Source organism: Methanolobus profundi (assembly GCF_900114835.1).
GTDB lineage: Archaea > Halobacteriota > Methanosarcinia > Methanosarcinales > Methanosarcinaceae > Methanolobus > Methanolobus profundi.
The window spans coordinates 217,224-244,221 of the sequence record NZ_FOUJ01000001.1; the positions used below are offsets into that span (position 1 = coordinate 217,224).

The following is a 26,998-nucleotide window of genomic DNA, read 5'->3' on the forward strand; positions in this document are numbered from 1 at the left end:
TAGATCACTTCTCCGCATTGACCTGGATCGGTGTTGGGTTTGCCAGGTACTTGTCAGGTGTTGGGTATCTGTCGAAACCAATTGTGTAGTACTTGAACCACTTCTTTACATCTGCAAGCATGCTCTTCTCGTCATCTGCATCTGTTGCAATGTCAGAGTAGAATGTGTTCTTCTCTGGGATCGCTACGATCTCACCCATCTGGGAAACGACCTCTCCAGCCTTGACAGTGTATGCAGTATTCTCGAATCCTCTTACGATACTCTCGTAGTCGTTGACCTCGAGCTTCTTTGGATCGATATCATAAATTGCAACGTCACCATCTGCACCGACACCAAGGGTACCCTTCCTGTATGACATTCCGATAGTCCTTGCAGGATTTGCACGTGTGATGGTTGCGATCTCAAAGAGATCCATTTCCCTTGTCTCTGCAGCCAGGTCAGTTCTGTCCTGTGCCCACTTGTGACATTCGTCAAATGTATCCTGTCTTGCCTTGTTGGACATGAGCCATGCAATGATCAATGGGTATTTTGTGAATGGTCCACCGTTTGGACTGTCTGTTGTCATGATGGTCTTCCATGCGTCCTTGACGTAGAGAAGTGATTCAAGACCCATTGCCCACTGTACACTGTGTACAGGGTTGCCTTTCAGGTATTCGAATGGAAGTACACCTGATCCACACTCACACTCTACATCGGTGTTGGACCATTTGTGGCCTGTAAGCATGTAGAGGTCATGGATAGCAGGACCGTCACCGGTCATTACTGTTGCGTCTCCGAAAGGTACACATCCACTGTCAAATACAACATGGTCATTGCTGTTGACATAATCGGTGATCCCCTTTATACCAGACTCGAAGTCTCTCCAGGATGTACCACCGAAAGCATTGAACTGGCAGTGTGTAAGGTACACAGATTCGTGTCTCTTAGCGTTCTTCTTTGTCTCTGCCCATTCAACGTCTGTGTTTGGCTTTGCCTTGACGTTCTTTGGTATCTTGAGTGAGTCCCTTGTGATCTCCCAGCATCCTGGGTGTCCAAGGTTGTTTGCGTGAAGGTGCACTGGCATTGGAATACCAAGCTTCTCGTTAAGCTCGGTAAGGCTCTTTATCATATCTTCTGGTGTGACCTCGAAGTGAATGTTAGCCTGGTCAAGAGCACTTACGTTCTCTCCCCATCCCCAGTTCTCTACACCGGCAGGATTGACACATTTAATTCCATATGTCTTATGTGTCCTCATCATCCATGCGATGTATGCTGCTGCCTTATCGACATCTCCCTCTTTGAGATATCTCATGAGGAACCAGTTGTTACCCAGTACAAGGTATCCACCCATATCGAGCATAGGGGTTGAGCGCATTTCCTCGTGTGTGTGGCGTGCTTCCATTGGTGGGACAGCTGCCTCGAAAACAGTTGTATATCCCATCTTTGAATACTCGTATCCTCCAAGGTATACTGAAGGTACACTGTATCCACAGCCTGAGTGTGTAAGTGGTGTCTTCTTCTGGTAGTGTTTGTAGTGGTCTTCCGGCCTCATCATCCTACCAACGTTGACCTTTGCTCCTGCTACGTGGGAGTGTGAGTCAACACCACCGGGCATAACGGTCTTGCCCTTTGCATCTATCTCTTTGACATCCTTCATGTCTGCACCGGAAAGCTCTGTTACGACCTTTCCGTCTTTGATGAAGATGTCCATCATCTCACCGTTTATGTCGTTGAGTGGATCATAAACGTAACCGTTCTTGATTGCAATAGTTCCTGCCATTTTTATTCCTCCCTGGTCTCAAGTGTGATGGCACCTACAGGGCAGATCATTGCGCATGCTCCGTCGGAACCACAGAGGTCCTGATCGACGACCTTTGCTACACCATTCCTTACTTCAAGGACCTTCTTGCCATCTACCTCATTAAGGTATCCTGCTCCGACCTCATCGTCGGTTGCATTGACCGGACATACAATAACACAGTTTCCACAGCCGAGGCATGAATCCTCATCGATGATAAGCGTGGATGTGAGTGTAGGTCTCTTCATCTCTGCATTGAGCAGTTTCTTTTCAAGGAGTGTCTTCTTCTCAACTTCAGGAATAATTGCTGTCTTTGTGACAGTGATAGCATCGACAGGACATGCCATGTCACATGCACCACAGTATATACATGCATCAGCACGCTGTGCCACTTTATCGACTCTCTCTCCAGCGTCCCAGTCTGGGTTGAACAGGGCATTGCATGGGCATGTGTCAACACAGCTGCGACATGCGGTACAGATATTCTCATCCCTGAACCATGTACCTTCGAATGGTTTTTCAACACTGATGGCTTCAGCAGGACAAACCTCTGCACACCATCCACAGTGTATACAACAGTCGGTGTCGATCTTTGTCTCACCGTCAACACTTGCACTTCCGTCATTTGCAAGCCACTGTTTTACTTCAATGCATCCCTGCGGACATATCTGTTCGCAAAGTCCACAGTGAACACAGTTGTCGTTGACAGTTGTGTCTTTAAGTGCAACACTAATGTAACTATTGTCATTTACAGACTCTCCGGCCTGTTTCATTTCAAGTGCACCTGTAGGGCATGTCTTTGCACAGATACCACATACAATGCAGAGCTCTGTCTGGTTCTCAAGGAAATCTTTGTCGATGAGTCCTCTTGCTACGGCTCCAACTGAACCGATAACTAATGAACCTTTAGGACATGCCATTACGCACGTTCCACAACCGATACACTTCTCTGGAGTGTATTCAAGTTGCTTGTCGTCTTTTACTCCAAACACTACTTCGTTCATTTGATCTTCTCCGTAATCCTGCCTATGAATACAAATGCTTCCAGGTCGATGTCTTGTGAAAGATCGCAGCGGTTCTGCAAAGCATATTGCAGATATCAGTTTTACTGAAGCCACTAAAGAACATTTACCGATCAAGCACCCAATGTGTTTGCGGGCATGAATACGCCTTTTTCAACAGATCCTTACATCAGGACAAAAAGTCCTCCTGAGAGGTCTGCTTACAATCTTGATCCTCAATGATCGCGTCACTGTATATTTAAACTATCTTCGGGTCCTGCGGACCAAAGAATTGTAAATATAGTGACACGTATTTGTTATAAAAGTATCGTTTGTACACGTCGCTGGCTTTTGTATATTAGAACTTATTATATTTCGGAGAATCTTTACATACTAAATAATATTACATGAGTTATAACATTCGGTGCATTTATATACTAATACCTTACCCATAATATATGGGGCATTATATTTGTGTCTTAGATGTTTTAGGGTCGCTTTATTGCAGGCTATCATCTTTTGACCATTCTACTAGTGATCGAGGAGATGGGAATATGTCTTTGATGAGTATTATCGGTTGTACCGAATTTGAAAAGGAGATCGTGAGATTATTGGCCGAGGACGGAATGATCGAACATCTTCTTATAATGGGGGATTCCCGTTCGGAGGACCTTATATCGGACCTTGAACAGAAAGGTCTGAAACCCAAGGTGCTTTTTCCGGAAACTATCCCGGTGGGTTTGAAGAAAAGTAAGGATTTCAATGTGCTTGTGACAATTCAGGATGCCAATAGATACAGGTCGCCACAGCATATGAAGAAAGAGACGTATGAGAGGATCAAGTTCTATGGTCCTGTGTCCGATGGTATCCTCATGTTCTATGGATCATGTGAGGGTATATTCGATGATGCACTTCTTGATTTCAGCAACAGTAATTTTTTCCTTGAACTATTGTCTTCTGAAAATGGAAAATATATGGAGAACCTCAACAAATGCCTTGAAGGTCCGCAGATGAGAAGCGGTGTATCCACAGAGCTGGAAGATAAGTACAGGAACTGTTACAATCGTCTGAAGGATCTTATATTATCTCCCGGAGCGAACTAAGCAAAACATGTTGAATAATTTTTTTGGCCTGTTCACACTGAACATTATTCTTTAATAGTTTATGGTAATGGTATGGGTGAATGCAAAGGTCCACTATAGGGCATTATCAAATACTTTGCAGATCCACGAACGTTAAGGAATGTCTGAATGGTCTTAAAGGGAAGTGCCTACGCACTTGGTGCTGGCACAGTTATCAACGCAATAGCTACATGGAAAGGTGCAGCTTTTGGTATCGATCTTAAAACTTTTGCAGATGTGGAACTGGTAGAAGACGGTTCTGCAATATCCGGGAATATTGAAGGTATGCCGGATGCCGATACCACTCTTATTGAAAGATCAGTCTCTTATGTGCTCGAACACTTTGGTGTCGAGATGGGAGGAATAGTGGCCACAAGGTCAGAGGTACCTCTTGCGAGTGGTCTTAAAAGTAGTAGTGCTGCAGCCAATGCATCAGTACTTGCGACACTTGCAGCTATAGGTGAGGAACTCGATCCTTTTGAATGTGTGAAGATCGGTGTGAGAGCGGCCCTTGATTCCGGTGTTACGATCACCGGGGCTCTTGATGATGCATGTGCCTCTTTTTATGGAGGATTCGTTGTAACGGATAACCGGGAAATGGAACTCCTTAAAAGGACGGAACATGAATATGATGTGCTGATATTTGCACCAGACAGCAGATCTTTCAGTTCCGGGACCGATGTATCACGCTCAAGGCTGATAGCTCCGTGGGTCGATATCGCCTACGATCTTTCCATTAATGGCGAGTACGAAAAAGCAATGACGCAGAATGGTTTCTTATATTGTAGTGCTCTTGGGTTCGATACGGAGTTCCTGATGCGTGCACTTGACATCGGTGTTCATGGAGTAACACTTTCAGGTACAGGTCCATCCTATGTTGCACTTGTCAATGAACAACAGGCAGGTGAACTTGAGGATGCGTGGATGGATATTGGTATCAGCGGAAATGTGATAAGGACCAAGGTAGATAATAAAGGTGCTAGCAGGATCTGACAAGATCCAATTTCCAATTATTCATTGATCATAGTATAGTATAGTATATGCATAGATATGCACGGGGTAAACATGTCCACTATCAACGAAGTACGTCAGGAAATAAGACTTATAGATAGCGAGATCATGCAGTTGATCCATAAAAGGGTTGGTATGGCTGCAAAGGTACTTGAAGCCAAGAAAAAGGAAGCGATCAACATCAATGATCCTTCCCAGAACACGGTGGTACTCGATCGTGCAGCAGATGCTGCAGTTGAACTGAATCTTGATGTCTCTGCTGTAAAAGAGATATTCAAGATACTTATTACAATGAACATAGAACGTCAACAAGAGTTAAGTGGTGAAGGTAATCTTCCTTAGGAGAGAGGGAAATGGTAGATATTGCAATAGTAATGGGTTCAGAGTCTGACCGCGCTGTGGCTAACAGGGTGACCGGTGTACTTGATAACACTGATTATACCTATGATGTCCAGGTCATATCTGCCCACAGGAATCCTGACAGGCTTGATGAATATGTTGGAGAGAGCGATGCAAAGGTGTATATTGCCATTGCAGGTCTTTCTGCTGCACTGCCTGGTGTTATAGCCTCAAAGACAAAAAAACCGGTGATAGGTGTACCGGTAAGTTCGAAGATGATGGGTCTGGATGCTCTTCTTTCAACAGCACAGATGCCTCCGGGTGTACCGGTAGCCAGTGTGGGTGTTGATAATGGTGCCAACGCTGCTCATCTTGCAATAAGGATACTTGATCTGATTCAATAATCGATCTTGTTCAATTGGAATATGCACTGCTCGTCGCCATTTCCCATGGTCTCGAGCACGTCTACTTCCAGATCCTGATCGTATATGTCCAGTATCCTTGCAAAGATACCTCTTGATAACGTACATAGTATCGGGTTCATCTGGGCTTCTTCTTTTCCCCATGGACATACGCTTCCATGGATGGTGAATTCAGTGTTACCTTCTTTTTCATGATCTGCATGGAAATCTGCTCCTAACTGGTTTATTATGTGGCAGCAGATGTCGCCTATATTCTTCTGACCTGTGATATCGGTTTCCGGGTCGATGTTATCCAGTATGGATTCAACTACCATTTCTATCATCTGGTGAATAACAATGCTTTTTTGTTCAGGTGGCAGATTCTTGAACAATGCAGGGATTATCTGTGTGAGCACTGACCTGACCTTGTTCTGAAGGTTCAGTTTGTCTCTTTCTTCCAGAAGATCATAGTGCATTCTCTTTAATTTTAGCAACGAATTGATACGTGTGAGGAGCTCCATCTTGTTGACAGGTTTTGTGAGGAACTCGTCAGCTCCTGCCTCTATACCTGTGATCCAGTCGTCACGTCCTGACAGTGCTGTTACCATGATCACTGGTATGAACTGGGTCTCCGGATGAGCCTTAAGCCTTTCACATACCTGATATCCGTTGATGTCTGGCATCATGACGTCAAGAAGGATCACGTCAGGCCTTTCCTCAGGTATGAGGTCAAGTGCTTCCTGTCCGTTCATAGCACTAACTACATCATATTTCTCTTCCAGGTATGCCCTGAGCAATTCAATATTCATTATCTCATCATCAACGACAAGGATCTTAGGCTGGGTGGTGGCTGTAATAGTAAAAACTCCTGGTGTCTGATCATAATACGTTTTTTCTTTTTTGTTGATCTGGATATGGTTGACTATATTATATTTAAATTATATAATTATCTTGTTATTATAAATACATAATGACTCTGCTGTATTTCATAAGTATTCTTCCTGATCTGGAATTCTCTGGGCAGAGTAAAGAAAAACAATAAAAATAGTGGTATGTGTCCTGATCAAAGTTCTACAAGCTTGGCCTTGGAACCTTTAAGACTTATGCCGGCAGAGGTTATATCGAACACATTGATATCAAGGGATATCTTTGTACTTCTCATCTTGGGTATACTAAGGAACCGTTCATTCTTTCCTGTGTATGGATTCTCTTTGACCATAAGCTTAACAGCTCCGTATGTGGAATAGTCTGCTATCTTATGTGTCATCTCATAGGCAGCTTCATCCATAATGTAGAGTGTGCTGGTCTTCTGTTTTGCAAGTAAACGGTTCAGAGTATCGAACTTATCTCTGAATTCCTTTGCTTTCAGGCCGAATGCAAGTACTCCCATATTATCGATAACTGCCACTTCGGTTCCTTCCGGAATTAGCCTTGCAAGGTCAAGGAGGTCGATCTCCTCTATATTGAAACCTTCCTGATCAGGTCTTATAGACCTGTCAAGGTGTGTTTCCTCTATGATCTCGATCTCAGTATCACTGAAATCATCTATAATATGTGCTTCTCTGGCAATTGATCTTGTTCTGAACTCAATTACCTGTTTGATCTTCAATGTCCCATTCTCTAAAAATGATTCCAGCCCAAGTCCCAACATTGATGCCTGTTCAAGCAGGTCTTCTGGTGTTTCCTCGGTTGCCACCATTATGCACTTCTTTCCATCCATGCATGACTTATGCAAAAAGTGCAATCCAAATATGGTCTTCCCTGCACCAGGTACTCCGGTGATGAGGATACCTTTACCTTTAGGGTAACCGCCACTTATCTTCTTGTCCAGATTAGCTATTCCTGTGGGCATTCTTTCCATTTGTATCACATTATATTTGAGTAAATATCAGTTTCTACCAATTTATATATTATTAAGGATAATATATTATATAAACATATTCTTAGGTTCATATTTATTTTCTAGTCAACTTTCAAATCATCTATTAAGGTCTTTTGATACTGGTTCTGATGCATAATTTTATTTCTCATCATGGAGTACCTGATAATTATTGCACGATCTGCGAATGATATTTATAGATTCAGTCCAAAAAAAGATAAAGGGATTGGATCGTCCGCTCTCATATACGCGGGCGTGGTAATTTGAATATTAATTTGGGACAAATACGAGCAGGACCTTTCACGTTAATACAGGCCTGTTATCTATCTACTATTATACAATTGAAATAAAAGGGGATAATCGTGAATATAGATCTCAATCTAAAGATAGGGGGTGCGGCAGGCCAGGGTCTGCAGACCACCGGTATGGCTCTTGCAAAGACGCTTAAGGAAAGCGGTTTCCATGTCTTTGCCACACAGTATTATCTTTCAAGGGTACGTGGGGGACACAATACATTTCAGATACGTATCAGTGACTCTTCTGTATATGCAATGACAGAGGATGTTGACCTGCTTCTGGCTCTTGATCCGGATTCAATAGAACAGCATCTTTCAGAGGTCAGGGATGGTGTTGTCATAGTTGATGCAGATGTAATTGAAGTGAAAGATCCGTCCAACATGATCTTCCACGTTCCTATGTTAAAGATAGCTAAGGATGTGTGTGGGGATAAGATCTATTCCAACTCTGTATCCATGGGTTCTATAATTGGACTTCTGTGCCTTGAGCTTTCTGATCTGGAAAAGGTCCTTACCTTATCTTTCAAGAAAAAGGGAGAGGACATAATACAGAAGAATATCGATGCTGCAAGGGCAGGGTACAATTATGTCAAAGATAACTATCCTGGTGGTTGTAAGTTCGCTGTAAGCGAGCCCAAAGAAAAAGAAGGTATGATGCTGGTCAATGGTAATCAGGCAGTTGGTCTTGGTGCACTTGCAGCCGGTGTACAGTTCCTTGCAGCTTATCCAATGACACCTTCAACTGGTGTAATGACCTATGTAGCTGCTAATGCTGACAAGTTCAATGTGGTGGTCGAGCAGGCAGAAGATGAGATCGCTGCGCTGAACATGGTCCTTGGTGCTTCCTTTGCAGGTGCACGTTCAATGACAACAACATCTGGTGGAGGATTTTCCCTGATGGCCGAGGCACTTGGACTTGCCAGTATCACAGAAACACCTTCAGTGATCTTCCTGTGCCAGCGTCCCGGACCTGCTACGGGTCTTCCTACAATGACCGAGCAGGGTGATCTTCAGTTCGTCCTCAATGCTGCTCAGGGAGAATTCCCTCGCTGCATACTTGCACCGGGAACGCCGGCGGACTGTTTCTACCTCACCGCTGAGGCATTCAATATTGCTGATAAATATCAGATACCTGTTTTCGTTCTGAGCGATCAATATCTTGCAGATTCCCTGTTCACGCTTCCGAAGTTCGATACTTCAAAGGTGACCGTCGAGAGGCATCTTCTGTCGGATCAGGAACTCAGGACGAAAAAAGAGGAGTATAAACGCTACAAGCTTACTCCTATGGGTATCTCTCCCCGTGCCCTTCCGGGTCAGGAAGGTGTGCTTGTCGTTGCGGACAGTGACGAGCATGATGAGTTCGGTCATATCAACGAGGATCCTGATAATCGCATAAAGATGAATGACAAACGTATGAATAAGCTGGAAGTTCTCAGGGAAGAGATGCCAGCTCCAAAGATATATGGCAAACAGGATGCATCAATTACATTGATCGGTTGGGGTTCCACTTATGGTCCTCTTGCTGAGGTAGTAGATCAGCTGAATGAGAAAGGCAAGTCTGTGAACCTTGTTCATTTCACACATATCCATCCGTTGCCTATTGAACATGTAAGGCGATCACTTTCAAAGGCGAAGAGAACCGTCTGTGTTGAGAACAATTCCACGGGTCAGTTCGCCCGTCTGCTTAAGGTGGATGCAGATATAGATGTAACAGAAAAAGTGCTTCGTTATGATGGGAAACCTTTCAGTCCCGAGTTCATACTAAATGCTCTGAAAGAAAAAGAGGTGATCTGAAATGGTAAGCATAGAGGATTATGGTAAATTTGAAACCGCCTGGTGTCCCGGATGTGGTAACTTTGGTATTCTCAAGGCCATAAAACAGGCTCTTGTGAATCTGGGAAAAGAACCCTCAGAGGTGCTCATAGCTTCAGGTATAGGGCAGTCCAGTAAACTCCCTCATTATCTCAAATGCAATGCTTTCAATGGATTGCATGGTCGTTCACTACCTCCTGCCACAGGTGCAAAGGTCGCCAACCACGAGCTGACCGTTCTTGCAGTTACGGGTGATGGAGATTGCTATGGAGAAGGTGGTAACCATTTCCTGCATACGGTCAGGAGGAACCCTGATATTACCATGATAGTGCATGACAATCAGATATATGGTCTCACAAAAGGACAGGCATCACCTACCAGTGAAGTTGGAATGAAGACAAAGGTGCAAACGCATGGTGTCTTCAACATGCCCCTTAACCCTCTGTCACTTGCCATATCTCTGGATTGTTCATTCGTGAGCCGTGGTTATGCCGGAAATATTCCTCATCTTACCGGACTTATAGAAAAAGCAATACAACACAAGGGACTTTCACTTGTGGATGTTCTCCAGCCCTGTGTCTCTTTCAACAAACTGAACACATTCAAGTGGTATTCCGAAAGGGTCTATGAGATGGAGGATACCGGTTATGAACTAGATGATCGTGTGAAGGCATTTGAGAGATCCCTTGAGTGGGGGGATGAGATTCCTCTTGGTGTTTTCTATGTAAATGAAAAGCCGAGTTTTGAAGATCATCAGGAAGTGCTTCGGTCAGGCCCACTTTACAGGAATGTTCCTCGAACAGAAATGGTCAATGAACTGATGGATGGTCTTATCTGATCATCTTTTCAGTTCGTATCTTTAACAGGTAATGTGAAAGTGAAGTTGCTACCTTTTCCATCCTCACTTTCCACTTCTATCTTACCGTTATGTAACTGGATCATCTGCTTTACAATAGATAGTCCAAGTCCTGTTCCCTGGTATTTTCTTGCAATGGATGAGTCCGCCTGATAGAATGGGGTAAAGAGTTTCTCTTGCTCCTTTGCAGACATCCCGATCCCATTATCAATTACTGAGACCCTCAGATCATTCTCTTCTATAGTCGCTTCAATAGTGACATGTCCGTTATCGGGGGTAAATTTTACAGCATTGCTCATAAGGTTATAGAGGATCTGCTTGAATCTGACCTTATCTGCATATATCGTAATATCCTCTGATATCAGGAAATCTATTTCGATATCTTTTTTCTCTGCAAGAGGGATAATTATGTTGTAGACGTTCTTCATCACATCATTTACATTGAACTGTTCATAGTGCAGCTCCATTTTACCGGCTTCTATCTTTGAAAGGTCCAATATATCATTGATAAGGTCAAGCAGGTGTTTTCCACTTGTATGTATGTGTTTTGTAAATTTATTTTGTTTAGGGTTAAGTTCCCCAAAGGCTTCTTCCTGGAGCATTTGTGAATAACCTATAATTGCATTGAGTGGTGTTCTGAGCTCATGGCTCATTGTTGCAAGGAACTCACTCTTTGTACGATTTGCTTCTTCAGCCTGCATTTTTGATATGAGGTTCGCTTTCTCTGATTCCTTCCTGTCCGTAATGTCCTCTACGCTGAAGATGATCTTTGCTTCTTCATCGTAAAGGTCTATATATGCCGTTGATACCAACACGTTCAGGTCAAGGTCAGAGCCATCTGGTAAGCGGACCTTGGTGGAACCTTCTCTTTTGTAGATGCTCTTTTTTGTTCTGAAGGTCTCGTCCTGGATCTCATGGAATATGCAGCTTTTGCATTCTTTATTTCTACCGCATCCTTCTCCTTCGTATGCATTTACACAGGAAAAGACATTTCCTGTTCTAAGGCCAACTGCATTTTCCTTGCTGACATTTGTTATGTCTGTACACGCCTGATTTATGTTCTCTACCAATCCTTCTTTATTCACAAGTACCATGGGTATGGGTGTGAGGTTGAAGATGGTGTCAAGCATCTTTGTCTGTTTTTCAAGTTCAATTGAATTCTTTTTACGTTCACTTATGTCTCTGCTGACACCAAGGAAGAATTTGAAATTACCATCGGGATGAAGAACTGGATTGATGTGCATCTCTGTCCATACTGTTGAACCATCTTTGCATGGCTGCTCCAGTTCCAGTATTCTTGTTATGTCTGGAACGACTCCTGGTTCAAATTGTTCAAAAAAGCTATTCCATGTCTTCCTTACTAATTTTGCAGATTCAAGAGTGAACCGTTTTTCCATGGATAATCCGTTCAATTCTTCTGGTGTAAATCCTCTTAATTTTTCGAGTGATGGGCTGACATAAACTACCTCTCCCCTTGCATCAAGTACCCATATAACGTCATTAGCATTTTCGGCGATGAGGCGGAACATTTCATCCCGTTCCTTTAAGTCATTCTCAGCCTCTATCTTTTCAGTGATATCAGAACATACACCAATTGTCCTTACCACTTCTTTTGTCATCTCATCGATGATAGGGATACCATGCTCTTTCCAATGTCGTATCTCTCCGTTCTTTGTGAACACACGATATTCAGCTTCAAAAGAGTCTCCTGATTCTTTGTATCTCTCGATACTCTTCATAACTTCTGGCAGGTCATCAGGGTGTACTCTATCTGCCCATCCATCAAGGGTATGTGGGAGCTCTCCTTTCTCATATCCGAGTGCTTTTTCGATATCTCCGAACCATTTCAAATGGTCGCTTTTCATGTCCCATTCATATATCTGGTCATTTATGCATTCTGCAGCGACCCTGAAACGCTCTTCTATTCGTTTACGTTCAGTGACATCGTGCATTGTGCCGGTGAAATATCGGAAGTTCTTGTCGTTATCAAAAATAGGATTGATCGAAATTTCGACCCATAATGTAGATCCATTTTTGTGCGGTATCTCTACATCAAAGACGGGTGCTTTTACCGGCTCACCTTTCTTTAGTTTGCTGCAGAAGGTCCCTACGAGTCCTGATATGAAAGTGAATGACTCTTCAGTAACAAGTTCTTTTAAACCCTTGTCTAATGTTTCTTCCTGCGTAAAACCTGTTATATTCTCAACAGAAGGGCTGACATAAAGAATTTTTCCAGTAGCTCCCATGGAAAAGAGTATGTCGTTCACAGGGTCATTTATCAACTGGGAATTCCATTCGCATATTTTTGCTGAGCTTGTAGTCTCTTTGATCCTGGACTTCAGCTCATTCATAGTGTATGGTTCTTTAATGTACCATGCCATTTCTATACTGGCAAGTCTGTCGTATGAGCATTCATCAGGTTTGGATAATATGAATAATATTGGTGATCCATTCTCTGAGGCGATCTTCAGAGCATCGTCTACTATGGTATCTGAATCTGTCTCAGTCCTGCAGATGAAAAGAGCTGGCTTTTCAATAGGGTCGGTCTCGATGTCCCTTCCATGCTCTATGTCATATAAGGTGACTTTTTTATGGATGTCCTCAAGTTCGTTTTTAAGCTTAAGGAGATCGTTCTTGTTGTGGTTAAGGAGGACCAGTTCTTTCATTTATGATCTCCAAATTAGTAATTGGGATTAGTATGTTCAACAAGTGAACATATGCGCATAATATATTATATCTCATATTTAAATCTATATAGGAATATTGTTGGGAGTCTATATATATTATGTTACAATGTACTAATTCATGCTCATTTCTATTCTTTTATGCCTTTGATCACCACAAGTTCCTCAAAAGAGCATTTTTTAGAAGCTATGGTGTTTGATGCAAAGCCATGGTGTCGCATCTCTTCCAGCACTTCATCTATGCCTGTGAGTGATGATATCAATAAAAGAATTATTCCATGTGGTTTGAGATAGTTATGGACCTGCTCCATGAAGGGTTTGATATCTTTGCGTCCGTCCACTCCTCCATCGAACGCATAGTTCAGCCATCCTGGGACCTTCTCATCTTCTGATGTGGGGAGGTATGGCGGGTTGAATATGATCACATCAAAATGCTGCCCATTCTTAAGTCCGGCGAACATATCAGTTCTGATAACATCGATATTGTTGGATCTTGCACATTCTGCAGCCAGGGGGCTGATCTCAGTTGCTATGAGTCGGACATCCCTGTTGGCTTTGATGACCGCGGATACAAAACCACTTCCTGTCCCGATCTCAAGGATATTCATTCCATCCTTTACAAGTTCAAGGGCTGTGTCTGCAAGCAGGTACGAATCTTCAGCAGGGTCATACACCTGGTCTGCAAGGTTTACTCTTGCATTCCTGTATTCGATCGTTACCATGTCAAAACGGTCATTTGTCCCTGTGCCTGATAAGCATGTTGGCAAGTTGTGCGAATTGCTCAGGCTCAAGGTTCTCAGGTCTTTTATCAAGCATTTCCTGAGGAAGTTCGTTTATGAACTCTTTCATATCATCGATCCCAAGAAGCTGTTTGTTCCTGATGAGCGAGTTCCTTACTTTCTTACGTCTCTGTCCAAAAGCAGCAGTTACAAGGTCCAGGAAATATTTTTCATCCAGTACTTCGAAGTCTGCAGGTCTGGGTCTTATCTCGACCACTGCTGAGAGGACCTCGGGTGGCGGTGAAAATGCTCCTCTTGGGATCTTCATTATCATGGATGTATCTGCAAAATAGTGTGCGTTCACTGAAAGGCGGCTGTAGTCCTTTGAATTGGCATGGGCCACGAGCCTTTGCGCGAACTCGTACTGGTACATGAGAATTCCCAGTTCGAACTTATATCTGAATAATTTGAATGTGATCTCGGAAGATATCGAGTATGGCAGGTTAGAGACTACCTTGTCAAAGGATGGAAAATCAACTTCAAGCACATCTCCGTGGATCAGGGTGAGATCATCCCGGTCACCGAAACGGTCCTTTAGAACTTCTACAAGTTCTGGGTCCCTTTCAACGGCAACTACATGGGCTGCCTTTTCCATGAGTCTCTCTGTCAAATTACCGATACCTGCTCCGATCTCAAGTATCGTTTCATCAGGTTTGATATCGGCAGCATCCACTATCCTGTCAAGAATGCGCTCGTCTATCAAAAAATGCTGATCATGGTATCCACCACGGATACCATATTTCCTTAATATATCATATACCAAAAAATGAACACCTTTTTACTGGTTACGGGGACGGCGTGGGGGTGTAGTGAACAGCCTGTACTTGATATTGTCATCTTTCAGTTCATCTATGATCCTGTTGACAATGACCTTTTCAGGTGAATGGACGCCTCCGACCCTTTCATGCAGTTCCTCAAGTGTCTTGAACATTCCTTTCTTCCTTTCATCTATAATGGCCCACATGAGCTTCTTTCCAATGCCTGGTAGTAATTCCAGCATATGGAGCCTGTTAGTGATCGGATGTGCATCATTGAAGAACTTAACGAACCTGTCCTCATGGTGTTTTACAGTTGACTCTAAAATGAATGGTAATTCGAGTTGTGCACCGTGGCTCAGATCTTTGTGGCCTATGCGGTGTTTGACATGATCTATAAGATCCCTGTCTCCGTCTCCAATATATACCCTGGATTGTATCTCCGGGACCTTGCCTTCCTTTGGTACAAGTTCCATCAGCACAAAGTGATTCTCGCCGACTGCCTGTACAAGAGGTTTCTTTTGATAAGAAGGGCGTTTATCGTCAGTGCTTCCATATGGAAGATAATCTAGGATCCATGCAAACTCTTCTTTTTCAGGTGGCTTTCCCCTCGTTGTCATATGTTCCCTCCGGTGACATACCTGCTGCTACTTATGCAAGTTCTCTCGAATAAAAAAAGGGATGTATCGAATATAAATCTAATCCATTGCTTCTTCAACAAGGTTTAGCATTTCATCGAGTTCTTCTTCTGTAAGGGTGAATCTTTCTTTTGCATAAAGTGATCTGAGCTCGTCCCTGCTCTGTGGCATGATGTCAGCCACTCTGATGGCGATCTCAGGTTTCATCTTTTCAAGCTCAAGGAGTTTGTTAACAAGTTCCCTTGCTCTCTCAGGGGTTGTCTTTGAGAACATTTCAGCGTGGTTGATAGCTTTGCGCAGTTCATATCCCAGCTCTTCCTCATCATTGAGACGTTCTTCCATTATCTCGTGCAACATACCCTTGACTTCAGGAAGGGTTAACAATTCCTCACTTAGAACTTCTTTTACTATCATTGGTATACACTCTGTGCATTATTTGGTTTAAGCCATACTCTGATGGCATGGATAAATAGGATCGTATATTCCGTTAAATACACGCAATAAAGATATATCTAACGATAAATAAAGGTAATCCAGGTTATAGAACCTGAATTATGTATCTAGTACTTCTGTGGCTTAAGGTGCTGTGGAAGTGAGATTATCTCTTTCATAGCGTTTCCGTCCCTTACCTGAAGAAGGAAGGCACGTCCGCGCTGGCCAATGACCTTACCGGTCTTGCCCTGGAATCTTGCATTTGGCATTCCCTTCTGGATGCTTGGGTCGATGTCGATGTGGACCATCTGTCCATTGTCGAATTCCTGGATCGCCTTGCTTATTGGGGAGAGTCCTCTTTCTCTTGTTGTCTTCTTCAACTTGTACCTTGTACAGGATTTTTCACCGTGTGATGTTGCCATGATTATTTTCCTCCATTGATCGAATGATTAGTTTGATGTGTAAATATTTGAATTTTAATTAATATGATGCTGCCTGTCTCATATGTCTACGTTCACGACATTGAGTTCAGCTACTGTAGCCTGTATTCCCAGATTACCTGTAATACTTGGCTCAGTTCTTCCATCGTCCCCTGACGTAAGTTCCTTGACATACAGACCACCATCACAGTGTACTTCTATAATGGCATACTCATCTGTTTTCTCTTTGAGCTGTATGTTATGGACGTATCGTTTTCGGACAAGATCTGCACGCCTGTGCGCAACACGCTGTGGTGTCCTTTGATGTATCTGTACTCCGATAAGGGAGTTGATGGCACCTTCGAGCTTATCCGTGGAAACAGGCTCTTTGAATGTAACTTTAAGGTTATAAACTTTATCCGCCTTTGACGACTTCAGTGTCTCAATTACTGCCTTCTCGACTATCTTCAGTCCTTCTACCTCGACCTTTCCGCCAGCAAACTCGTTGATCTTCTTTTCCAGTTCCCATACATCCACGCTGCGGATGGTCGGGTCAAGGGCTTCTACAACGAACGGTCTTCCGGTTCCGAGCATAAGTGCATCTATGTCCTCACGTCCGGCACCGTGGAACTTGGTGTCTGTTCCATTAGCTGCCTTAACGACCTCTACACCTATCAGTTCGTCAACAGATTCAGGATATTGCTTTCCTGTGTTGTCGCACTGTTCACAGCCTCTGCCGCCGCAGCTCCTGCATGGCCATCTGGTCTGTGGGATACCTCTTACGAGCTTTCTGTATCTGCCCTGGATATAAAGTGACTTCACCTGTACACTTGTGGTCCCTTCAGCAATGTCCATTGTCACTAGAATGTCAGGTCTTTCGAAAGCTACTTCCTTTCCTGTGCGTGCTGCTATGAGCTTACCGACCTCACGGTTCATTTCCGTCTTGAACTGTTCGGCCTGTGTGATCCCGCACTCGCTCCAGAGTATCTCTTCATTCTCTCCAATGAGGCCGCTGACCTTTGTGCCTACAAGGAATGTGCTGTACTCTCTGTCACCAATGCTCTCGATAGCCCTGTCTGCCCAGACATCGAGGTCCTCGAATATTCCAAGGCATACCCAGCATTTCTCATCCTCGCCACTTATCTTCAGACTTTTTCTTGCATAAGCGCTGCTGTGTGCCAGTTCTTCAAGCAGGGACTCATCGCCGTTCTCTTTGTAAAGTGCGTCTCCCTCCATAACCATGCTCAGTTTGATGGCCTGTCCTCTTTCTACATTTGTAAGGCCGGTGGACAGTTTGGCGAACTGCCTGCCCATGCAATGGTCGCAGATGGGTCCTTCTTCAATTATCTTCTTAGCGGTTTCAAGTATGCTCATAGGATCACTTTATCTCTCTCTATATCTCGTGTCTCTCTGAATGGTCGGCAACAGATAGGTACTATATAATATAACCTTTATTGGTTATGCTTCCTTCCTGTCCAGTTCATTATGTATTATGATTATGCAGTGGTCGGAATGAAGTGATATGGGGCCTATGTTCAGTGTCTGTTTGGCTACCTTATCGATGATAGCCTCTTCTTCTTCCGTGACTCCCATGTGGTCGCCAAGGACGAACACCGCATCGTTTCCAAGTCCTTCGCATTCCCTGATATCCTCTCCGTCCTCTCTCAGGTAATAGATATCTCTGCCTGCTTCCTTGAACTCATTTAGCAGGTCCTCAAGACCGGCACGGCGTATGTAGACTCCGGGTGTTGACTGTGTCTCATACTCGATCGCATCTCTTTCAAGTGCTTTCTTTATGAGCGAGCCACTGCTTCTTTCGTCAGGGTTGAGGTACTTAAGTTTCTCTCCATTGAACCTTACGACCTTTCCAGGGTCAGGTTCGCCTAGTAATACAAGATGGACATTGATGTCACGCCTCATGCCGTGTGAAAGGAAAAGTGCAGAATTCACGCACCTGCACAGGATATCCATCCTTCCGGCAGAACCGGGCAGGTCGTTCAGTGAAAAATCACCTGTTGTCAATGCTTTATGTCCAATTATAACGAAATCTTTCATTTATTTTCCTCTGTAAGTGTAATTATGATGTTTATGCGCAATTATTTGTAAGTAGCTTAAGGTGATCACTTCTCATTTTTGAGTAGCATCTTTGCAAGTGCAGCAGCGATCTGCCGATAGTTCATATCGTCACCTGCGATGCCTGCCACGAATTCATCGTATTTGTCAAGGTGTCCGCGCCTGATCATCATCCTTATGTCATCAGCAACACGTTCCTCTTTGATCCTCTCGATATCTCTGTTGCTGGGGAGCTCTCTCTTTATAATGTCAGTTCCGGTTATCCTTGTGATCTCGTCCAGCTTTCCTAATCCTTTGCCGGATGCGAAAGTGTATGCAAGTCCCGGTCTGCCTGCTCTGGCGGTCCTTCCTATCCTGTGGATGTAGGTCTCAGGGTCATGCGGCAGGTCATAATTGAATACTACCTCGATATTATCTACATCTATTCCTCTTGCAGCGACATCGGTAGCTATGAGTATGCCTATATCCTCACTCTTGAACCTGTCCATTCTCTGCTCTCTTTTCTTCTGCTTTATGTCTCCATGTAGCGCATCAGCAGGGTATCCTTTTGACCGCAGCTTGATGACAAGCTTGTCCACATCTTTTTTAGTATTGCAGAAAACAAGTGCTGATCTTACATTCTCAGCTTCTATCAGTCTTTTGAGAGCTTCCGGTTTAGCGTTGTCCTTAACTTCAAAATAATATTGCTTTACCTGGGGAACTGTCAGCTCCTTCTGGTCTATCTTAATGTGGACAGGTTCTTTCTGGTATTGTTCTGTAAGCTGGAGTATGGGTTTTGGCATGGTGGCCGAAAAGAGCAAGGTCTGCCTGCCAGCCGGAATTGTGTCCAGTATTGTCTCTATGTCCTCTCTGAATCCCATGTTCAGCATCTCATCTGCCTCATCAAGTACGACGATACCTATGTCATCGGTCTGCATCGTCTCTCTTTCCAGATGATCGATGATCCTTCCTGGCGTTCCTACTATGATCTGCACTCCTGATCTGAGCTGGCTGATCTGGGAATCGACGGATAATCCTCCATATATCGATGCGACCTTTAGTTCAGGGATGTACTTTGCGAGCTTGCTCAACTCTTCGGATACCTGGTTTGCCAGTTCTCTGGTGGGGCATATGACAATGGCCTGGGTACTTTTCTTTTCGGGTTCCAGAAGTTCCATCAAAGGTATTCCAAAAGCTGCGGTCTTCCCGGTCCCTGTACGTGCCTGTCCGATGATATCCTTTCCTTCCATTATGATGGGAATACATCTCTCCTGGACCTCGGTGGGTTCCCTGAATCCCATCTCTTTAATGCTCTTTCTTATCTCTTTTGAAAGATAAAGCCCTTTGAATATCTCTGATCCGTTTGTTTCCATGATGATCTTAACTCTTTATTGAACCTGATGTTTATGTACCATCCGAAGATAGCATTATTGATCTTTCATTGCAGAATATCTCTCAGCTATCTTTATGGCTGAATTTGCAACTTCAGTGGCGTTGTGTCCCATTACTCTTATCATGGGTTCTTTTCCGACTCCACCCTTGTCGTAGATGATGTCAGGTACACTTCCGTGTCTTTGAATTGCATCTGTTGTTCCCCAGTCCATAGTATGTGTGTCCTCTGGCTCTTCTTCCCTGGAGAATGATGCTATGCTGAAGTTCAGTTCCCTGCATATGTCCACGAGCTCTTCTGAATATCTTATATTGACAGAGGCTCTGTATCCGGGTTCATGTTTCATTGCAGCAAGTATTATGCGGGCAACATGACTGCTTGCACCGAACTCTATGTCCCCTACGACCTGTGCCGTATCTCTCACTCTTACGATCCTGCCCGTGACCGCAGCAACCTCGCTTGTCTGGGTGGCATCCTGCACTGCCATTGCTATGTTGCACCCTACTTCAGGAATAAGGTATGACATCTCCTTACGTTCCCTGAGTATTTCCACAGCCTCTTTCATATTATGTAATACGTTGTACTTTTCTGAACTGTGCAGGACATGGGATAGCTGGTTCACCGGTCCAACTCCTTTTCCGATGGACAGACTGCCTTCAATGGCATCTACTACGAACCCTTTTGCCATCTTTGCAGCTTCATCTGTGCTATATCCCTGGGCAAGGTATGATGCCAATGCAGATGAGTAGGTGCATCCAGATCCGTGCGTTCCACCTTTCACAAAGGTTCCCGGGATCATTGTGTATGTGTTGTTGGCAGAATCATATATTATATCAGTTGCATCCAGGTGTCCACCGGTGATGATCACGATCCGTACTCCTGTTCTGGCGATGACCTTTGCAGCCTGTTTAGCTTCCTCTGTATTGGTGATCTGCATTCCTGAAAGGATGTTGGCCTCGTTGATGTTCGGCGTGACAACCTGACTTATGGGAAGTAGTTCTTCCTTCAGGGTGGATATTGCATCTTTTCGAAGCAGATCTCCTCCTGCTTCTGCTGCCATCACGGGGTCAACGACCAGTTTCAGGTCATATTCCTTCACGATATCTGCAACAGTTGATATTATGGCTGATGATGAGAGCATTCCTGACTTTGCCCACTGGATGTTCATGTCCTTGCAAACTGCATCTGCCTGGTTCTTTATGACCTCACATGGGATGTCATAGGCACTTAACACTCCTGTTGTGTTCTGTGATGTGACCGATGTGATGGCACATGCGGGGTGAAGTCCGAGGGTCGATATTGTTTTGATATCTGCCTCTATTCCGGCTCCTCCTCCTGAGTCCGAACCTGCTATCGTCAGTATGACCGGTACTTTGCTCATATCATGTTCTCCTTATCTCTGCTGTTAGTTTCGTAACGGAGCCCTTAAATGTCTTGTAACTTATATACTAGTTGGTTAACAGGGCCTATATATCTTTGTGATCAGGCCTCTGGCTTGTCGATAAATTGTTGTCTACGATAGTTTTATATATTGAATCTGCAACATTGGTGCATCGCAATATGTATAAGTAAATAAACAGATTTACAAGCTAATATTCGCGTATAATTATTTGAATTTATTTAAATGAGGGCGACTAAAATGGGAAATAGACCTCTTGATATATTGAACGATGCTTTGAACACACCTGTAATTGTGAGACTAAAGGGCGCAAGGGAATTCCGTGGAAAACTCCAGGGTTATGATGTCCATATGAACCTTGTTCTTGATGATGCAGAAGAACTTAAAGAAGGAGAGATCGTGAGGAAACTGGGTAGTGTTGTTATCAGAGGTGACAACGTAGTCTACGTTTCTCCATGAAACGAACGTAACCTATAAGAACTAATAGCCATATGAAGGGTAAACTCCAAGCTATAATATTGGCTATAACTTATATACTGATCAATTAAATTTCAAACTTAAAGGTGATTATAAATGTCAAAAGGTACTCCCTCAATGGGTAAAAGACAGAAGCGCACGCACGTAAAATGCAGGCGCTGTGGTAGTGTTTCACTCAACATTCACACAAAACAGTGCACATCATGTGGCTTTGGAAAAAGCACACGCATGAGAAGCTACAAGTGGCAGGCAAAGTGCAAGTATTAGGTCTCTTCAGACCAGTGATATAAATGCGCGAAGAATGCGGTGTTGCAGGGGTTGTACAGTTCAAAGAAGAAACACATCCAGTACCTTCCGCGCTTCGCCTCTATTATGCTCTTTATGCTTTACAGCATCGTGGTCAGGAATCTGCAGGGATAACTGTTCATGATGGCAGGCAACCCCAGACCCTCAAGGGTATGGGTCTTGTTCCTGAGATATTTGATAAGGATGATCTTGTGTCCCTGAAAGGGGATGTTGGTATAGGTCATGTCCGTTATTCTACATGTGGCGATTCCAGAATAGAGAACTGTCAACCTTTCATTGTTAAATATAAGAGTGGCAGTGTGGCTCTGGCCCACAACGGAAATCTTGTCAATGGTCTGGACCTCAGAGCTCAGCTTGAGGCAGAAGGTCATGTTTTTGTTGCTAATTCCGATACAGAGGTAATTGCACATCTACTGGTCAAGGAACTTCTGAAATATGAACCTGTAGAGGCTCTTCGCAATGTGATGAAGCAGCTCAACGGCTCCTATTCACTTGTCATAATGATCGATGACCTGCTTATGGCTGTAAGGGATCCACTGGGATTCAAGCCATTATGCTTTGGTACCATTGATTCCGGTTATGCTGTAGCATCTGAGAGTGTGGCGATCGATACACTTAATGGTAAACTTCTCAGGGATGTAGAGCCAGGAGAACTTATTATCTTCAGGGATGGTGAGGTTGAATCACACCAGCTCTTTGATGAGAAATATTCTGCTCATTGTGTTTTTGAATATGTATATTTTGCCCGTCCTGATTCTATAATTGACGGACAGCTTGTTTACAGGGTCCGTGAGAGGATCGGTGAGAAACTGGCAGAAGAACATCCAGTTGATGCTGACATGGTATCTCCGGTTCCGGATTCAGGTATCACTTCTGCTATCGGGTATTCCAAGGGATCGAAGATCGACTACGAAGAGAGTCTGATGAAGAATCGTTATATTGGTCGTACTTTCATTCTTCCGGGGCAGGCCATGCGTGAGACTGCCGTGCGTCTAAAGATGAACACTATCAATGAGAATATCAAAGGTAAGAAGGTCGTCCTCATCGATGACAGTATCGTGAGAGGTACTACTTCCCGTCGTATAATCGATATGGTGCGTAATGCCGGTGCAGAAGAGGTCCATGCACGTATAGGAAGTCCTCCTATAGTGGCACCATGCTATCTTGGCATAGACATGGCTTCAAGGGATGAGCTTATAGCTGCCCACAAGACAATAAAAGGTGTCGAGGCTGTGATCAATGCGGATTCATTGGGCTATCTAAGTGTTGATGGTCTCGTAGCAGCAATTGGCATTGGTAGAGATGATCTCTGTGTGGGTTGTCTTACGGGTGCATATCCTGTAGAGATACCTGGAGAGAGTATCTGTCAGAGAAGGCAGTTGAAACTGCACGAGTTCTGACCTGTCTCATTCTATTTTTTGAATTTTATTATATTTTCGATGACGATATAACTTACTCATATTATGTATAGAGTTATATAAGAGAAGGTTATTATTCTTTTATTGTATTGCAAAAATGCAATTCATGCAAGGATGTACCACCCCTTGCTAAAAAAAGTGGGATGGGGTTGATCTTAATTCTTTTTTTAAAATATCTGAAGCTTTAGCTCTGGCTTTAGTATCGTTAAAGATCACTGTTGCTAATAGGAATATATTTCAGTATTTGAAAAACAGGAGTATACCTGGCAACTAATGTATTATCAGGTCACAATAATTAGAAAATGGGGCCGGGATCGAGAATCGAACTCGAATCGTAGCCTCCACAGGGCTACAGGATAACCGCTACCCTACCCCGGCTCGAAGTAGGTGCTTTCCATGAAAGCACCCTATAGATGTCCGTTTGTTACATAAACCTTTTCCTTCGAAAGGACTTCAAACGGCATCATTTTACTTCTTTCTTTGTATGTAATTTTACTTTCTTAGCTTCTCGATAGCAAGTTCGGCAGCTTTCTTACCGGAAAGCATCATCCCGCCGAAAACAGGTCCCATTCTCGGTGCACCTGCCACGGCGTTAGCGGCCATGCCTGTTACTATCAGTCCTGGGTAGACTTCCTTGGTCGTGTCCATAAGTATTTTCTCACCTACGTCTGCCCACATTGGTTTCTCTCCGACCACATCTAGCTTGATATCTGTTCCTGGTATCTTACGCTGGACTGTGCTGCAGATGCCTGCATCGTGACCTGTTCCATCAATAACTACCTTTGCACGTATTGCCAGAGGGTCTACATGGAGGCGGTTCATTGAGACAGGTCCCCAGTTGATGACAAGTCCACAAACTGTGTCATTTTCTCTGATCATTACATCTTCCACATCAATAAGGTTGAATATCTCAGCTCCTGCGTCAGTGGCACCACAGATGAGCTTTCCCACAGATTCTATGGAGCTGGCTACATAGTATCCTTTTTCATACTCGTGGTAGTTGATGTTGAAGTCATCCAGTATGTGTTTTGCATCTTCCTGGACCACTATACGTGGGAACATCATTCCTCCGCCCCACATGCCCCCTCCTATGGAGAGTTTCTTCTCAAATAGCACTGTCTTAAGTCCGGCCTCACCCAGATATTTAGCAGCCACAAGGTTCGCAGGTCCCCCTCCAACGAGTGCTACATCCACTTCTATATAGTCAAGAAATACCTTTGAATATTCTTCCACTATAGCCCTTGTAATGATTGTCTCATCAAGTTCCATTTTATTTCCTCATAAAATTGATATCAAATGGTCTGATAAGGGCTATATTCCTTAAAGTTAATGGGACAGAACAAGTATTAGCAGTTAATTTTGAGCGGGATGTTATTTTCAACAGCTGTGTCTTCGAAGCTTATGCTTTCCATCTCGGTATCAATTTCAGTTTCACTGTCGTTGATAATGTTCATATGGTCCTTTTTCAGTCTGACCCAGAAAATACTTCCCTTGCCTTCAGGATTATCCTCGACACCAACTGTTCCTCCTAAAAGTTCGGCTATCTTCTTCACAATAGCAAGTCCAAGGCCTGTGCCCTTTACTCCCTTTTTGTCAACTCTCTTGAAACGGTCGAAGACAAATGGCTTTGACCTATCAGGAATTCCATCTCCCTGATCAGTCACATTCACTCTCCATTCATAATTGAGATCCTGTACATCTATCGTGATCATCGTGCCTTCAGGACTGTACTTGATAGCATTAGATATGAAATTGGCAAATACCTCTTCAACAATAGGATTGAGCATTGCAGGGTAACTGCCTTCTGTCCTGAGCTCAAGGCTCATTTCCTTTTCCTTTAATTGCTGGTGGAACTGCTCGATCACATTGTGCAGAATTATCATTATGTCCATTCTGGATATTTCCAGTTCTTCTTCTGATTCCAGTTTGGCGAACTTGGCAGCTGTATCTATCATTTCGATAAGCTTGTTAGAGCTCTTTTGTAGTATTGTTAGAATATGGGTCTTTTCCGGATCCTCTTCCATTTCCAAAAGGATCTCTGTGAACCCTCTCACATTTCCTGCCGGATTGAGGAGGTCATGGCGCATAATATCTGTAAAAAGGTCTTTTAGTTCATTGGAATGGCGAAGTTCTTCCTCAACTCTCTTTCTTTCATCCAGGTCCATGGTCGTCCCGGTGAATCTAAATGGTTCATTGTTCTTGTCCCATTCAGTGAGCTTACCCCTTGCGAGTATCCATTGCCACTTATCTTTGTGATTCTTCATCCTGAACTCTGATTCGAACAGCGGTGTCTCGCCAGTAAGATGCTTGTTAATTGTGTCATTGACAACTTTTAGATCATCGGGATGGACAAGTCTCTTCCATTCTTCGATGTTCTGCTCAATATCCTCTGGGTCGTATCCCATCATACTTCCCCATCTGTCATTGTACATTACTTCGTTCGTTCGCAGGTTCCAGTCCCACATTCCAAGATCCGCACCTTCAAGTGCCAGTTCCATGACCTCTTTTGTCTTTGCAAGTATGCTTTCGATATCCTTGCGCTTGGTTATGTCTCTGACAATGGCCAGAGCATAGTTATGTTGGTCAAGAGTGGAGAATGTGACGTTCATCTCAACAGGAAGTATAGTTCCGTCCTTTCTCTCCAGTGTTTTGTTAGGTTCAAGGTATCTGTCCCCGAACATATTCCGCAGATCATTTTCCCAGAATTTATCATCAAAGAGTTCACTGATCCCATCTTTCTCCATGGCAAGGAATTCTTCTCTGGTATAGCCCAGTTCCTGGCAGGCAGTCTGGTTAACATCTATGATACTATCTTTTTCCATGTCGATTATGAAAATAAAGTCATTGGACCTGTTTATCAGATCTCTGAAAATGCTCAGGTCCTTGAGGAACGATCTGTGGCTCAGTGCCATGCCTATTAGTTCTGAGACTACTTTTAGTGTTGGCAGGTAGTTCTGACAGGTATCAGTAGTGCTTGTATAGTTCTCGATACTTATGAAACCTGCAAGCTCTTCATTCGATTCCACTGGTATCGCGATAAGTGATTCCAGTCCGTGGTTGGTGATAAGTCTCCTCTCACTTTGTATGCTCCCGATGTCACTACTTTCCTTGGATACCACTGTTGTCTGCCGGTCATTGATCCTCTCGCTTATTTTCGGGAAGTTCGATAGGTTCCGTGTTTCAAATATGCTCTCTTTATTCCTGAAGTTCTCATTCTTCCAATTATGGAATAAGTATGGGGTCCCGTCTGCTTTGAACAGGAACAGGTAACTGTTACCTGCATTACATAGGGCTGTGGTTTTTTCTAGCGTTCTTAGAATAATATTGTCAGTATCTTTTGGCTGAATGAACATCGAGACAAGCGATGATATCATCTCTTCTATCTTTGAATTGCGTTCTACGAGCCTTTCAAGCTCAAGTCTTTTGTTCTCCAGCTCAGTGACCTTTTCTTCCAGCCCATGATTTTTCTTTTCTATGTAGTTGCTGGCATAGATGATCACTATAAAAGTACATCCTATCAGGGCGGAGCTGATCATTATGGAACTTGTGTCCTTTGCGATGACAAACGGTGCAAGAAGGACGAATCCGAAGATACAGACAACTAGAAGAAAGACTATATTCACTATGCCTGGTATCTTCATATTCCTGATATTCGAGCCACGTGCCATATATTATAATATATAGTAATAGATAGTATATTTATGATTCGTCCAATATATTTGATAATTAGTCTTGTGGCTCGAAAGCTTTAAGGGT

The 26,998-nt window shown here is 43.6% G+C and carries 25 protein-coding genes and 1 tRNA gene; 9 read left to right on the forward strand and 17 right to left on the reverse strand.

Translation table 11 applies throughout. From position 1 onward, the window contains the following. Window positions 1-4: 4 nt before the first annotated feature. Complete coding sequence (locus BM008_RS01175; protein WP_091932020.1) at window positions 5-1,759, reverse strand: formylmethanofuran dehydrogenase subunit A; 1,755 nt, start codon at window positions 1,757-1,759, stop codon at window positions 5-7. Between the two features lie 2 nt (window positions 1,760-1,761). Then, window positions 1,762-2,781: a 4Fe-4S binding protein gene (locus BM008_RS01180; RefSeq protein WP_091932023.1), complete on the reverse strand. Its 1,020-nt coding sequence runs from the start codon at window positions 2,779-2,781 to the stop codon at window positions 1,762-1,764. A 551-nt stretch (window positions 2,782-3,332) separates the two neighbouring features. On the opposite strand from BM008_RS01180, the gene BM008_RS01185 reads away from it, so the two are divergent. The 4 genes from BM008_RS01185 (at window position 3,333) to BM008_RS01200 (ending at window position 5,653) form a co-directional block, all read left to right on the forward strand. Next, on the forward strand, window positions 3,333-3,881 hold the full coding sequence (locus BM008_RS01185) for a hypothetical protein (RefSeq protein WP_091932025.1): 549 nt from the start codon (window positions 3,333-3,335) through the stop codon (window positions 3,879-3,881). 147 nt (window positions 3,882-4,028) lie between these two features. After that, the gene (locus BM008_RS01190; RefSeq protein ID WP_091932028.1) at window positions 4,029-4,892 is read left to right on the forward strand and encodes a shikimate kinase; all 864 of its coding nucleotides are present in this window, start codon (window positions 4,029-4,031) and stop codon (window positions 4,890-4,892) included. A gap of 72 nt (window positions 4,893-4,964) precedes the next feature. Beyond that, window positions 4,965-5,252 (forward strand): chorismate mutase, encoded by a 288-nt coding sequence (locus BM008_RS01195; RefSeq protein ID WP_091932031.1) that lies wholly within the window; start codon window positions 4,965-4,967, stop codon window positions 5,250-5,252. Window positions 5,253-5,263: 11 nt separating this feature from the next. Beyond that, on the forward strand, window positions 5,264-5,653 hold the full coding sequence (locus tag BM008_RS01200; protein WP_091932033.1) for a 5-(carboxyamino)imidazole ribonucleotide mutase: 390 nt from the start codon (window positions 5,264-5,266) through the stop codon (window positions 5,651-5,653). Here the strand turns inward: BM008_RS01200 and BM008_RS01205 are convergent. Next, window positions 5,647-6,576, reverse strand: a complete 930-nt coding sequence (locus BM008_RS01205; protein ID WP_394328908.1) for a response regulator — start codon at window positions 6,574-6,576, stop codon at window positions 5,647-5,649. The genes BM008_RS01200 and BM008_RS01205 overlap by 7 nt on opposite strands. A 137-nt stretch (window positions 6,577-6,713) precedes the next feature. After that, complete coding sequence (locus tag BM008_RS01210) at window positions 6,714-7,511, reverse strand: ATPase domain-containing protein (RefSeq protein WP_091932039.1); 798 nt, start codon at window positions 7,509-7,511, stop codon at window positions 6,714-6,716. A 380-nt stretch (window positions 7,512-7,891) separates the two neighbouring features. Here BM008_RS01210 and BM008_RS01215 point away from each other — a divergent pair, with 380 nt between their 5' ends. Both BM008_RS01215 and BM008_RS01220 read left to right on the forward strand, forming a co-directional pair. Continuing rightward, window positions 7,892-9,619, forward strand: a complete 1,728-nt coding sequence (locus tag BM008_RS01215) for a 2-oxoacid:acceptor oxidoreductase subunit alpha (RefSeq protein WP_091932042.1) — start codon at window positions 7,892-7,894, stop codon at window positions 9,617-9,619. A 1-nt stretch (window position 9,620) separates the two neighbouring features. Next, window positions 9,621-10,475 (forward strand): 2-oxoacid:ferredoxin oxidoreductase subunit beta, encoded by an 855-nt coding sequence (locus BM008_RS01220; protein ID WP_091932044.1) that lies wholly within the window; start codon window positions 9,621-9,623, stop codon window positions 10,473-10,475. Between the two features lie 8 nt (window positions 10,476-10,483). On the opposite strand, the gene BM008_RS01225 is transcribed toward BM008_RS01220, so the two are convergent. The 10 genes from BM008_RS01225 to thiD all read right to left on the reverse strand — a co-directional run bounded on the left by BM008_RS01225 (window position 10,484) and on the right by thiD (window position 21,023). Further along, on the reverse strand, window positions 10,484-13,159 hold the full coding sequence (locus BM008_RS01225; protein ID WP_091932047.1) for a PAS domain-containing sensor histidine kinase: 2,676 nt from the start codon (window positions 13,157-13,159) through the stop codon (window positions 10,484-10,486). Between the two features lie 149 nt (window positions 13,160-13,308). After that, window positions 13,309-13,899 (reverse strand): HemK2/MTQ2 family protein methyltransferase, encoded by a 591-nt coding sequence (locus BM008_RS01230; protein WP_091932050.1) that lies wholly within the window; start codon window positions 13,897-13,899, stop codon window positions 13,309-13,311. 10 nt (window positions 13,900-13,909) lie between these two features. Further along, the gene (gene rsmA, locus BM008_RS01235; protein ID WP_091932053.1) at window positions 13,910-14,719 is read right to left on the reverse strand and encodes a 16S rRNA (adenine(1518)-N(6)/adenine(1519)-N(6))-dimethyltransferase RsmA; all 810 of its coding nucleotides are present in this window, start codon (window positions 14,717-14,719) and stop codon (window positions 13,910-13,912) included. A 15-nt stretch (window positions 14,720-14,734) separates the two neighbouring features. Continuing rightward, a complete protein-coding gene (locus tag BM008_RS01240) occupies window positions 14,735-15,331 on the reverse strand; it encodes a DUF655 domain-containing protein (RefSeq protein WP_091932055.1) in 597 nt (198 codons plus the stop codon). 78 nt (window positions 15,332-15,409) lie between these two features. Further along, window positions 15,410-15,763, reverse strand: coding sequence for an RNA polymerase Rpb4 family protein (locus BM008_RS01245; protein ID WP_091932058.1), 354 nt, complete (start codon window positions 15,761-15,763; stop codon window positions 15,410-15,412). A gap of 146 nt (window positions 15,764-15,909) precedes the next feature. Next, complete coding sequence (locus BM008_RS01250; protein ID WP_091932061.1) at window positions 15,910-16,203, reverse strand: 50S ribosomal protein L21e; 294 nt, start codon at window positions 16,201-16,203, stop codon at window positions 15,910-15,912. A 78-nt stretch (window positions 16,204-16,281) separates the two neighbouring features. After that, the gene (locus BM008_RS01255; protein ID WP_091932063.1) at window positions 16,282-17,574 is read right to left on the reverse strand and encodes a tRNA pseudouridine(54/55) synthase Pus10; all 1,293 of its coding nucleotides are present in this window, start codon (window positions 17,572-17,574) and stop codon (window positions 16,282-16,284) included. An 84-nt stretch (window positions 17,575-17,658) separates the two neighbouring features. Continuing rightward, complete coding sequence (trmY, locus tag BM008_RS01260; protein ID WP_091932066.1) at window positions 17,659-18,255, reverse strand: tRNA (pseudouridine(54)-N(1))-methyltransferase TrmY; 597 nt, start codon at window positions 18,253-18,255, stop codon at window positions 17,659-17,661. Between the two features lie 65 nt (window positions 18,256-18,320). Next, window positions 18,321-19,625 (reverse strand): DEAD/DEAH box helicase, encoded by a 1,305-nt coding sequence (locus tag BM008_RS01265; protein ID WP_091932069.1) that lies wholly within the window; start codon window positions 19,623-19,625, stop codon window positions 18,321-18,323. A gap of 54 nt (window positions 19,626-19,679) precedes the next feature. Beyond that, entirely contained in the window at window positions 19,680-21,023 is a 1,344-nt protein-coding gene (gene thiD / locus BM008_RS01270) for a bifunctional hydroxymethylpyrimidine kinase/phosphomethylpyrimidine kinase (RefSeq protein WP_091932071.1), read from the reverse strand. A 258-nt stretch (window positions 21,024-21,281) separates the two neighbouring features. On the opposite strand from thiD, the gene BM008_RS01275 reads away from it, so the two are divergent. The 3 genes from BM008_RS01275 (at window position 21,282) to purF (ending at window position 23,224) form a co-directional block, all read left to right on the forward strand. Further along, window positions 21,282-21,500: an LSm family protein gene (locus BM008_RS01275; RefSeq protein WP_023844185.1), complete on the forward strand. Its 219-nt coding sequence runs from the start codon at window positions 21,282-21,284 to the stop codon at window positions 21,498-21,500. A gap of 114 nt (window positions 21,501-21,614) precedes the next feature. After that, window positions 21,615-21,785, forward strand: coding sequence for a 50S ribosomal protein L37e (locus BM008_RS01280; RefSeq protein ID WP_091709748.1), 171 nt, complete (start codon window positions 21,615-21,617; stop codon window positions 21,783-21,785). A 23-nt stretch (window positions 21,786-21,808) separates the two neighbouring features. After that, window positions 21,809-23,224: an amidophosphoribosyltransferase gene (purF, locus tag BM008_RS01285; protein WP_091932074.1), complete on the forward strand. Its 1,416-nt coding sequence runs from the start codon at window positions 21,809-21,811 to the stop codon at window positions 23,222-23,224. Window positions 23,225-23,545: 321 nt separating this feature from the next. On the opposite strand, the gene BM008_RS01290 is transcribed toward purF, so the two are convergent. From BM008_RS01290 to BM008_RS01300, 3 genes are all read right to left on the reverse strand, one after another. Beyond that, window positions 23,546-23,620, reverse strand: a tRNA-His gene (locus tag BM008_RS01290). Window positions 23,621-23,734: 114 nt separating this feature from the next. Continuing rightward, the gene (locus BM008_RS01295; protein WP_091932078.1) at window positions 23,735-24,511 is read right to left on the reverse strand and encodes a sulfide-dependent adenosine diphosphate thiazole synthase; all 777 of its coding nucleotides are present in this window, start codon (window positions 24,509-24,511) and stop codon (window positions 23,735-23,737) included. A gap of 77 nt (window positions 24,512-24,588) precedes the next feature. Next, window positions 24,589-26,910: a sensor histidine kinase gene (locus BM008_RS01300; protein ID WP_091932080.1), complete on the reverse strand. Its 2,322-nt coding sequence runs from the start codon at window positions 26,908-26,910 to the stop codon at window positions 24,589-24,591. Window positions 26,911-26,998 lie beyond the last annotated feature (88 nt).

What these genes read in the sequence shown, in the direction of transcription:
- BM008_RS01175 (WP_091932020.1), bottom strand. Translation starts at nt 1,759, where the DNA reads ATGGCAGGAACTATTGCAATCAAGAACGGTTACGTTTATGATCCACTC.
- BM008_RS01180 (WP_091932023.1), bottom strand. Translation starts at nt 2,781, where the DNA reads ATGAACGAAGTAGTGTTTGGAGTAAAAGACGACAAGCAACTTGAATAC.
- BM008_RS01185 (WP_091932025.1), top strand. Translation starts at nt 3,333, where the DNA reads ATGTCTTTGATGAGTATTATCGGTTGTACCGAATTTGAAAAGGAGATC.
- BM008_RS01190 (WP_091932028.1), top strand. Translation starts at nt 4,029, where the DNA reads ATGGTCTTAAAGGGAAGTGCCTACGCACTTGGTGCTGGCACAGTTATC.
- BM008_RS01195 (WP_091932031.1), top strand. Translation starts at nt 4,965, where the DNA reads ATGTCCACTATCAACGAAGTACGTCAGGAAATAAGACTTATAGATAGC.
- BM008_RS01200 (WP_091932033.1), top strand. Translation starts at nt 5,264, where the DNA reads ATGGTAGATATTGCAATAGTAATGGGTTCAGAGTCTGACCGCGCTGTG.
- BM008_RS01210 (WP_091932039.1), bottom strand. Translation starts at nt 7,511, where the DNA reads ATGGAAAGAATGCCCACAGGAATAGCTAATCTGGACAAGAAGATAAGT.
- BM008_RS01220 (WP_091932044.1), top strand. Translation starts at nt 9,621, where the DNA reads ATGGTAAGCATAGAGGATTATGGTAAATTTGAAACCGCCTGGTGTCCC.
- BM008_RS01225 (WP_091932047.1), bottom strand. Translation starts at nt 13,159, where the DNA reads ATGAAAGAACTGGTCCTCCTTAACCACAACAAGAACGATCTCCTTAAG.
- BM008_RS01230 (WP_091932050.1), bottom strand. Translation starts at nt 13,899, where the DNA reads ATGGTAACGATCGAATACAGGAATGCAAGAGTAAACCTTGCAGACCAG.
- BM008_RS01240 (WP_091932055.1), bottom strand. Translation starts at nt 15,331, where the DNA reads ATGACAACGAGGGGAAAGCCACCTGAAAAAGAAGAGTTTGCATGGATC.
- BM008_RS01245 (WP_091932058.1), bottom strand. Translation starts at nt 15,763, where the DNA reads ATGATAGTAAAAGAAGTTCTAAGTGAGGAATTGTTAACCCTTCCTGAA.
- BM008_RS01250 (WP_091932061.1), bottom strand. Translation starts at nt 16,203, where the DNA reads ATGGCAACATCACACGGTGAAAAATCCTGTACAAGGTACAAGTTGAAG.
- BM008_RS01255 (WP_091932063.1), bottom strand. Translation starts at nt 17,574, where the DNA reads ATGAGCATACTTGAAACCGCTAAGAAGATAATTGAAGAAGGACCCATC.
- trmY (WP_091932066.1), bottom strand. Translation starts at nt 18,255, where the DNA reads ATGAAAGATTTCGTTATAATTGGACATAAAGCATTGACAACAGGTGAT.
- BM008_RS01265 (WP_091932069.1), bottom strand. Translation starts at nt 19,625, where the DNA reads ATGGAAACAAACGGATCAGAGATATTCAAAGGGCTTTATCTTTCAAAA.
- thiD (WP_091932071.1), bottom strand. Translation starts at nt 21,023, where the DNA reads ATGAGCAAAGTACCGGTCATACTGACGATAGCAGGTTCGGACTCAGGA.
- BM008_RS01275 (WP_023844185.1), top strand. Translation starts at nt 21,282, where the DNA reads ATGGGAAATAGACCTCTTGATATATTGAACGATGCTTTGAACACACCT.
- BM008_RS01280 (WP_091709748.1), top strand. Translation starts at nt 21,615, where the DNA reads ATGTCAAAAGGTACTCCCTCAATGGGTAAAAGACAGAAGCGCACGCAC.
- purF (WP_091932074.1), top strand. Translation starts at nt 21,809, where the DNA reads ATGCGCGAAGAATGCGGTGTTGCAGGGGTTGTACAGTTCAAAGAAGAA.
- BM008_RS01295 (WP_091932078.1), bottom strand. Translation starts at nt 24,511, where the DNA reads ATGGAACTTGATGAGACAATCATTACAAGGGCTATAGTGGAAGAATAT.
- BM008_RS01300 (WP_091932080.1), bottom strand. Translation starts at nt 26,910, where the DNA reads ATGGCACGTGGCTCGAATATCAGGAATATGAAGATACCAGGCATAGTG.